This window comes from Lacticaseibacillus jixianensis, assembly GCF_003946485.1.
GTDB lineage: Bacteria > Bacillota > Bacilli > Lactobacillales > Lactobacillaceae > Lacticaseibacillus > Lacticaseibacillus jixianensis.
The window spans coordinates 35,891-44,217 of the sequence record NZ_RHOJ01000019.1; the positions used below are offsets into that span (position 1 = coordinate 35,891).

Below are 8,327 nucleotides of genomic sequence, written 5' to 3' on the forward strand. Positions count from 1 at the left end.
CAGTATCGCAAGATTGCCGGCAGGACGGCTAGTTTCTGGTATTATGGACGAAAAGAGCGCGGGAGGCAAACGGATGCGGGTCGTGAACGTGGAACATCTGACTAAAGTGTATGGTCACCGGTTAAACCGGGTGACCGCCCTTAACGACCTCAGCTTTCACATCGAAAGCGGGGAGTTCGTCGGCGTCATGGGGCCCAGCGGTGCCGGGAAGTCGACGCTGCTGAACCTGATCGCGACCATTGATCAACCGACCTCCGGCCAGATCACGGTGGCCGGCCAGGAGCTGACCAAGCTGAGTGACAGTGAGGCGGCGCGGTATCGGCGGGAGGATCTTGGGTTCATCTTTCAGGCGTTCAACCTGTTGCCTGATTTGACGGTGGCGGACAATATCATCCTGCCTCAGACCTTTGTGCCCCCGGTGCCCGGCGACCTTGACCAGCGCCTGCAGCATTTTGCGGATCTGCTGGGGCTAAGGCCGCTGCTCACCCGCTACCCCGAACAGCTCAGCTTGGGCCAGCGGCAACGGGTCGCGGCCGCCCGGGCGATGATCGGCCATCCCGACCTGATCCTCGCCGACGAGCCGACCGGCAGTCTGGATTCGATGGCCGCCACTGAGCTGCTGTCGTACCTGGCCAAACTGAATTTGGAAGAGGACGTCACCATCATGATGGTGACGCATGACGCCTTCACGGCCAGCTTCTGCAACCGGATCATTTTCATCCGCGACGGGGCCTACTTTGCGGAGGTTACCCGCCGCTCAACCCGGCAGGCCTTTTTCAACAGCATCATTGATATGGAAGCGACCATTAACGGAGGTGACCGGCGTGGTGAAGCTTATCCGCACTAACTTGCGGCGTCACCGCACGGTTGACCGGTTGTACGTCCTGATGGCGGCGGGCATGATCGCCGTCCTTTACGCGGTGCTGGCGCTGATCGACGCGCCAGCGGTGTTAGGCCGCACGGTTGACATGAACGATCTCACCGCGGCAGTGCCGGCCCTGTTAGTCGGGGTCTTGGTGGTGATCCTGCTGTTCACGATCGTCTTTCTTCTTTATATGAATGCGATCTTGATCGAACGGCGCACTGGCAATATCCGGGTCTACCGGCTGTTAGGCATGCCAGGGGGACGCCTTGGCCTCAGTTTGTTTTGCGAGTCACTGGTGCTGGGCGGCGCGAGCGTCATGTTAGGCGTGTTCGGCGGCTGGTTATTCTCAAAGTTTATGGCGATGCTGCTGCTGCGCCTGATGGGGATCCATCAGGCGGTTGGCATGCTGTGGTCGCCGCGGGTCGCCGGTGAGATCGCGGGCTTATTCTTGGTCGTCTACGCCGTCTTGGGCGGCATCAATGCGCTTTATGCAGGCAACTTGGCGCTCCTCCAAGGGCCGCAGGCGAAAGAGCAGACCCTGCCGCGCGCGGCTAGCGGGTGGCGGGTCGGCGTCGCGTGGCTGGGCGGGGTGATCCTAGCAGTCAGCTACCTTGCCGCGTTTAACCTAGTCCACCTGACCTACGCCATGGCGCAGCGGTTCATCGGCAGTGGCGGATGGACGCTGCTGGCCGTGCCGACCGTGGGTATTATTGGCCTGTATCTAGTCTTCAGGATCTCTTTGCCGACGTTGTTTGGGTGGCTCCAAAAGCGGCCCCAAGTGCGCCGCAACGCCGTCTGGTTGCTGACGGTCGCCGATTTGCACAAACGGCTCGTGCGCAATGCCCACTCGCTGTTTTTGACCAGCGTGCTGGCGACGATCACCATGACGGTACTGGGCAGTGGGGCGATCCTCTATCAGTTTGGCCAGCGCTCCGTCACCCGCGGCGTGGCCCTCGACATGGTGGCCAGCGCGCCGGGGCTGCGCACCACGTACCACCAGCTGCGGCCGCAGTGGATCCGCCAGACCGTCGTGCTGCCCACGAAGCTGGCGGCTGGCCAGCTGCACGAGCCGGCGCAGCGGACCGGCGACGGCGACCAGGCGCTGTACAACGTGATCGCCCTCAGTGATTACACCAGGGTGCGCAAGATTCAGCGCACCCTGCCGCCGCTGAAGGTGGCAGGGGGGCAGGGGGTGATGATCCTGTTCGGCCGCACCCTGTATCAGCACACCTGGCTAGGCAAGAGTCAAGACTGGTCGTTGACGTTGACGCGCACGCACCAGCGCTTTTCGCTGAAGCAGGTCACCAGCGCCTTTCCGCTGGGCGAAGGGGCCTACTTTGATCGGGCCCTCGTCGTGGCCGACCGGGATTACCAGGCACTGTTTGCGCCGCTGGATTCGCTGACGGCCTACAAGCTCGCCAACAGCCCCGCCGCGCATGCGTACGCCGAGCGGGAGAACAACGCCGCGCCTTACGATTACGTCCGGGCCGGCAGGGCGGTACTGGCAGGCAAAAAAACACCGCGGATCCAGCAAACGGCTGATGCCGCCGACTATTCCCGCCGTGCGCTGCGGTTTCGGGCCCCCATGATGACCGAGATGAACGTGGTCTTCGGCATGGGGCTATTTATTGTGATCCTGCTGGGGGCGGTCTTCATCGTGGCCACTGCCAGTATCCTGTTGATCAAGCAGCTGATGATCGCCAGCGAGGAGCGGCGGCCGCGGCAGGCTCTGCGCGCGCTCGGCATCCCCCAAGCGGCCCTGCAGCGCATCACCGCCGGCCAGGTGGGCGTGGTGTTTGCGCTGCCGTTGTTGTTTGGCGCCGGCAATTCCGGGCTGATCATCCGCTACCTGAGCATGTTCCTGAACGACCCTGGGTACCTCTTAGTGACCTTGATCATTTTGGTGTACGTAGTCGTTTACTTGGTCTTTGCCGTGCTCACCGTCCGCCTGACCGAGCGCAGTTAAGCGTCCAGGATCGTGCGCGGCATCGGGTGATCGGGGTGGAACGGGTCGGCGATGGTGTAGAAGGCCTGATGAAACCCGTAGCTCTGTTGGGCGCGCTTGGTGAACAGCATGACCGAGGCGAACAGTGGGGTGTTTTTGGCGGTGTAGACGTCCAGCTTGCCGCTCCAGGCCGACAGCAGCAGGTACTCGCACTGCGGGTTGTCCGTCCGCATCAGGGTCATCGCCTCGCAGCCGCCAAGCCGGTCGGCCTCCTCAACCAGCGTTTCGGCCTGCTTTTCAAACACCTTGGCCTCCTCGTCGGTCAGTTTGAAGTACATGAGGTAGACGTACCCGGCAGGCGGAACTGTGCCATAATTAGCTAGGACGGTGCCCTTCACTGGCGCGATGAACTTGATCGCCCCGGTCAGGTCGAGCGTGGCAAAGTCGCGGTCCTTTTCGGCGTCTTTGAGCAGGCGCACCGGGGTGCTTGCCTGTTTGACGATCGCCTGCATGTAGGTTTTGCTGCCGAGGACTAACTGCATTTTCTTGGTCATGTGAATCCCTCCAATGAATCTAGTATAGCGCTTACTTCAGCGAAAGGAATGATACGATGCGATTGACGATCTTAGGCTACTACGGGGGTTATCCCGACCACGGGGTGGGGACCTCCAGTTACTTGATCGAAAGCGGCGATTACAAGTTGCTGCTGGACTGCGGGTCCGGCGCGCTGCTGGCGCTGGAGAAGGTGACCGCGCCCTTCAGCCTGGATGCCGTGCTGCTGACCCACTACCACCACGACCACGCCGCGGACGTCGGCGTGCTGCAGTACTATTACCAGCTTCACAGTGGGCAAAAAAAGGTGACGCCGCTGCCGATTTACGGGCACAGCAAAGACCCGCTGAATTTTGCCGCGCTGACGTTCGGTCAGTTCACCCAGGGGATCGCTTACAGCGCCGAGGCGCCGCTAGAGCTAGGGCCCTTGACGCTGACGTTTCTTGAGACCCAGCATCCGGTCCCGGCGTTTGCGGTGCGGATCCAGGAGCGCGCGACGGGCCAAGTCTTTGTCGATACCAGCGATACCCGGGCCTTTGCGGGCCTGGCGCCGTTTTGTGAAGGGGCAGAGCTGCTAATGGCTGACACCAACTTCCTGGCAGCACATCCGGCCCCAATGTGGCACCTGACCTCGCAGCAGGCCGGCGCCCTTGCCGCGCGCGCCCACGTTGGCACGCTGCTGTTGACCCACCTGCCACAGGAGGTCTCACTCACGCAGCTGAAGCAGGAGGCCCAAGCGGCCGCGGGGACTATTCCCGTCCTTTTGGCCAGTGAGCAGACTGTAATTGATGGGAACAAATTATCACGGACAAAATAACATATTTAATTTTATTGACCCGGCGGTGAACAAGTTGACGCGATTTTAGGCGCAACGTTTCCCGCCGGGTCAAGCTTTTGGCCCAAGTCGAACTAATTGTTACTTATCTCACAATAAGAACGCGCGCGAAATCTAAAATTTGTTTTTGAACTATGATTGTTTTACCTTCTTCACTTTCGTTATAATAATAAATGTAAAGAAAGCGCAGTCACGCAACGAGTAAAGGAGCGAGCACCCATGGTTTATCTGTATGTTTCGCCGAGTTGCACGTCATGCCGCAAAGCCCGCGCCTGGCTAGTGGAAAACAACATTTCCTTTGTTGAGCGCAATATTTTTGCCGATCCGTTGACCGTTGACGAGATCCGCCATGTGCTGAGCATGACCGAGAAGGGGACCGAGGAAGTCATTTCCATGCGTTCCAACACTTTTCAGGACTTGGACATCGACCTCGAGACGATTTCAATGAACTGCTTGATCGAGTTGATTGCCAAAAACCCCGCGCTGATCAGGCGGCCGATCATCATGGATGATAAGCGGCTGCAGGTGGGGTACAACGAAGATGACATCCGCCGGTTCTTGCCGCGCTCCGTTCGCGCGTTGGAGCTGCAGCAGGCCCAACTGTTGGCAGGATTTTAAGTGGAGGCATGATTCGAAGGAATCGTGCTTTTTTTATAAGGTGCATAGGGTTCGCGCACTTAGCGGGACAGCTAGCCTAGCTCCAGGCATTGCCGGCGTTTTTTGCCGGCGAGGCCTGGAGCGTAGCTAGATGCTCCCGCGTTGCGAACCCGTCGCCCGATTAGACCAAGGTGCAAAGGGTCGACGGTTTTAGCCCGACGATTAGCCTAGCTTGCGGCATTGCCGCCGAACTTTGGCGGCGAGGCCGTGAGCGTAGCTAAGCGCTCGGGCGTTGTCGACCCGGTGCCCGATTAAGCTAAGGTGCATAGGGTCGACGCACTTAGCGGGATGGGCAGCCTAGCACACGGCATTGCCGCAGGGCTTTGGCGGCGAGGCCGTGTGCGTGCAGCCCACTCCCGCGTTGTCGACCCGGTGCCCGATTAGACCAAGGTGCAAAGGGTCGACGGTTTTAGCCCGACAGCTACCGCTACGCATGTCACCCTGTACGCCATAAATGGCTACAGGGTGATCATAGCTCCAAGCATTGCCGGCGATTTTTGGCGCGAGGCCTGGAGCGTAGCTAGATGCTCCCGCGTTGCGAACCCGTCGCCCGATTAAGCCAAGGTGCGGGGACTGGCGGTTTTAGGCCAAAGCCCAGTTAGCCCGGCTGTGCAGGGCTGGTGGTGGTTTAGCTGGGCACCCCTGCGGCCCTTGGCGAACTTGCTTGGTTGCATTCCTTACTTTTTAAGCGTAGAATGCCGTGTCAGTGAGAATCTGATATACTAAGATTCAAAGGCAAAGTGAGGTGCAGCCATCATGGAAATGGAACGACTTAACGCAAATACCATTCGGGTCCTGCTTGGCAACGAAGATCTGGCCGAACGCGGGATCACAGTGCTGGACCTGCTCGGCAACCACAAGCAGATCGAAACTTTCTTCTATAGTATCCTGGATGAGGTCGATAAGGACCACTCGTTCGCGAGCGAAGGCGGCGTCACCTTCCAGGTCATGCCGAGCCAAAGCGGCCTGGAGCTGCTGATTTCGCGCAACCAGGATCAAGACGAGGACGATGAGCCGGCCGCAGCCGATGATGCCAATGGAATTCCCGACTTCATCCGCCAGCAGCTCAACGCGCTGGATGAGCCTGAAAAGGCGGACGAGGCGAGCGACGAAGGTGGTTTCATTGATGGCGGTCAGGCCGAGAAAACCGAGGTCGTCGTCAAGCTGGCTAGCTTCGAGGACTTTGTGGCGTTGGCCCAAGAGCTAAGGCTCGAAGGTGCCACGAGCGACCTATATGCATACCGAGACACGTACTACCTAGTTCTGACCTTCTATGCCAACAAAGCTTCCAGCAGCGAGATTGCGGATCAGACGGCGCTGGCGCTGGAGTACGGCACGCGGGAGAACCTGTCGGCGGACGTCTTGGCCGAATACGGCAAGCTGCTGATGCCGACCAGCGCGCTGGAGACAGGGCGTTACTACTTTAAAAAATAAATGCGCCATCGAGGGCAGTGCTGAGGCGCTGCCTTTTTTGCAAGGTGCGCAGGGTTCGCGCACTTAGGGGGACAGGGAGCCTAGCTAGGGCCTTTGCTCGCAAAGCGAGTGAAGGCGCTGGCGTAGCTCGCTGCTCCCCCGTTGCGAACCCGGCGCCCAATTAAGCCAAGGTGCGCAGGGTCGACGGTTTTAGCCCGACGGCCATCATCGCTCTAGGCATTGCCGCCGGGTTTTGGCGGCGAGGCCTAGAGCGTAGATGGACGCTCGGGCGTTGTCGACCCGGAGCCCGATTAGGCCTGCCGCCGCCCCGCTTGACGAGGCGGATGGCGCGTGGTTCTATTAGGCTAGATAAAGGAGCAGTGACATGGCAAAACAATTGCGGTTTAACAGCGTGTTTGACATCATCGGGCCGGTCATGGTGGGCCCCAGTTCATCCCACACGGCGGGGGCGGCGCGCATTGGTAAAGTGGTACGCGAGATTTTCGGCGAGGCGCCGACGCGCGTGGACATTTACCTTTACGAGTCCTTCGCCAAGACTTACCGCGGCCACGGCACCGATGTGGCCTTGGTCGGCGGCTTGCTTGGCATGGGCCCCGATGATCCGCGGCTGCCAGATTCCTTGAAAATTGCGCACGAGCGCGGCATCAAGGTAACGTTTGTGCCGAAAAGCGATAAGGTCGATCATCCCAATACGGCCAAGATCATGCTGCAGACCCCGAAGCGGTCGATGACCGTGACCGGCGTTTCGATCGGCGGCGGCAACATCCAGATTTCCGAGATCAACGGCTTCAAGCTCTCCCTGACGATGGGGACGCCGACGTTCATCACAGTGCACCGCGACGTGCCGGGCATGATCGCCCGGGCAACCGATCTGCTCAGCGCAAACGGCGTGAATATCGGGACCATGACGGTGACCCGAGAGGCCAAAGGGGAGCAGGCCATCATGGTGATGGAGGTCGACGAGCGGCGGCCGGATCTGGTCGCGCAGCTCAAGGCCATGCCGCACGTCGACAATGCGACGTATTTCGAGTAGGGGGACGCCATGTTTTATTCAATCAAGGAATTAGTGATGCAGGCCGCGGACTACCCGAACGTTGCCGCACTGATGGTGCATACTGAGGCCGAGAACACCGGCAAAAGTGAGCAGACCATTCGGACGCTCATGGGCCGCAACTTGGACGTGATGGCCGAATCGATCGCCAAAGGGATCGCGGGGGTCAAATCGGTCACCGGCCTGACCGGTGGGGACGCCAAGCGCCTGGATCAGTATCTGAGCGCGGGCGAGAGCTTTCTCAGTCCCGTTGCGCTGGCTGCGGTGCGCAACGCCGTGGCGGTCAATGAGGTCAACGCGCAAATGGGCCTGATTTGTGCCACGCCCACGGCCGGCAGTGCCGGGGTAGTGGCCGGTTGCCTGATGGCGGTCCGTCAGCCGCTTGGCCTCACGCGAGACCAGCAGATCGATTTTCTGTTCACGGCGGGGGCCTTCGGGCTGGTGATCGCCAATAACGCTGGCATCGCCGGCGCGGAAGGCGGCTGTCAGGCGGAAGTGGGCAGCGCCGCGGCGATGGCCGCGGCGGCGTTAGTCCAGGCCAAAGGCGGCGATGCTGATACGGCGGCGCAGGCGGTCGCGATCACCATTGCGAACTTAATGGGCTTGGTCTGCGATCCCGTGGCGGGCTTGGTGGAAGTGCCATGCGTCAAGCGCAACGCCATGGGGGCTGCGCAGGCGTTGACCTCCGCGGACATGGCCCTGGCTGGCATCCGGTCGGTCATTCCGCCGGACGAGGTGATCAGCGCCATGGATGCGGTTGGCAAGCAGATGCCCAGCGCTTTTCGGGAAACCGCAGAGGGGGGCTTAGCCGCAACGCCAACCGGTAAGGCCATCAAGCAGCGCATTTTCGGCGATTAAGCCCGGCCAAAGCAAATGGGGCCGAGACATAATTCTCGCCCAAAAGAAAAAGTCCTGAGAATCCGAATAATACGGAATCTCAGGGCTTCTTTTTGTGGGCACAGCGCCCATTCTCTGCTAACCTTAACTT

General features: G+C 60.1%; 8 protein-coding genes. 7 read left to right on the forward strand and 1 reads right to left on the reverse strand.

Going from position 1 to position 8,327, the window contains the following annotated elements:
- Positions 1 to 73 precede the first annotated feature (73 nt).
- Both EKM85_RS08340 and EKM85_RS08345 read left to right on the forward strand, forming a co-directional pair.
- Positions 74 to 847 (forward strand): ABC transporter ATP-binding protein, encoded by a 774-nt coding sequence (locus EKM85_RS08340; RefSeq protein WP_125585858.1) that lies wholly within the window; start codon positions 74 to 76, stop codon positions 845 to 847.
- Positions 825 to 2,831: an FtsX-like permease family protein gene (locus EKM85_RS08345; protein ID WP_125585860.1), complete on the forward strand. Its 2,007-nt coding sequence runs from the start codon at positions 825 to 827 to the stop codon at positions 2,829 to 2,831. Before EKM85_RS08340 ends, EKM85_RS08345 begins: the two co-directional genes overlap by 23 nt.
- On the opposite strand, the gene EKM85_RS08350 is transcribed toward EKM85_RS08345, so the two are convergent.
- Positions 2,828 to 3,364, reverse strand: a complete 537-nt coding sequence (locus tag EKM85_RS08350; RefSeq protein ID WP_125585862.1) for a hypothetical protein — start codon at positions 3,362 to 3,364, stop codon at positions 2,828 to 2,830. The genes EKM85_RS08345 and EKM85_RS08350 overlap by 4 nt on opposite strands.
- A 56-nt stretch (positions 3,365 to 3,420) precedes the next feature.
- Between EKM85_RS08350 and EKM85_RS08355 the strand changes: the two genes are divergently transcribed.
- The 5 genes from EKM85_RS08355 to sdaAA all read left to right on the forward strand — a co-directional run bounded on the left by EKM85_RS08355 (position 3,421) and on the right by sdaAA (position 8,197).
- A complete protein-coding gene (locus tag EKM85_RS08355; RefSeq protein WP_125585864.1) occupies positions 3,421 to 4,179 on the forward strand; it encodes an MBL fold metallo-hydrolase in 759 nt (252 codons plus the stop codon).
- Positions 4,180 to 4,416: 237 nt separating this feature from the next.
- Positions 4,417 to 4,815: a transcriptional regulator SpxA gene (gene spxA, locus EKM85_RS08360; RefSeq protein ID WP_125585866.1), complete on the forward strand. Its 399-nt coding sequence runs from the start codon at positions 4,417 to 4,419 to the stop codon at positions 4,813 to 4,815.
- A 795-nt stretch (positions 4,816 to 5,610) separates the two neighbouring features.
- Positions 5,611 to 6,288, forward strand: a complete 678-nt coding sequence (locus EKM85_RS08365) for an adaptor protein MecA (protein WP_125585868.1) — start codon at positions 5,611 to 5,613, stop codon at positions 6,286 to 6,288.
- A 364-nt stretch (positions 6,289 to 6,652) separates the two neighbouring features.
- Complete coding sequence (gene sdaAB, locus EKM85_RS08370; RefSeq protein WP_125585870.1) at positions 6,653 to 7,321, forward strand: L-serine ammonia-lyase, iron-sulfur-dependent subunit beta; 669 nt, start codon at positions 6,653 to 6,655, stop codon at positions 7,319 to 7,321.
- Between the two features lie 9 nt (positions 7,322 to 7,330).
- Complete coding sequence (sdaAA, locus tag EKM85_RS08375; RefSeq protein ID WP_125585872.1) at positions 7,331 to 8,197, forward strand: L-serine ammonia-lyase, iron-sulfur-dependent, subunit alpha; 867 nt, start codon at positions 7,331 to 7,333, stop codon at positions 8,195 to 8,197.
- The last annotated feature ends 130 nt before the right edge of the window (positions 8,198 to 8,327 follow it).

Coding starts and splice junctions, on each gene's coding strand:
- EKM85_RS08365 (WP_125585868.1), top strand. CDS start 5,611: ATGGAAATGGAACGACTTAACGCAAATACCATTCGGGTCCTGCTTGGC.
- sdaAB (WP_125585870.1), top strand. CDS start 6,653: ATGGCAAAACAATTGCGGTTTAACAGCGTGTTTGACATCATCGGGCCG.
- EKM85_RS08350 (WP_125585862.1), bottom strand. CDS start 3,364: ATGACCAAGAAAATGCAGTTAGTCCTCGGCAGCAAAACCTACATGCAG.
- EKM85_RS08340 (WP_125585858.1), top strand. CDS start 74: ATGCGGGTCGTGAACGTGGAACATCTGACTAAAGTGTATGGTCACCGG.
- spxA (WP_125585866.1), top strand. CDS start 4,417: ATGGTTTATCTGTATGTTTCGCCGAGTTGCACGTCATGCCGCAAAGCC.
- EKM85_RS08355 (WP_125585864.1), top strand. CDS start 3,421: ATGCGATTGACGATCTTAGGCTACTACGGGGGTTATCCCGACCACGGG.
- sdaAA (WP_125585872.1), top strand. CDS start 7,331: ATGTTTTATTCAATCAAGGAATTAGTGATGCAGGCCGCGGACTACCCG.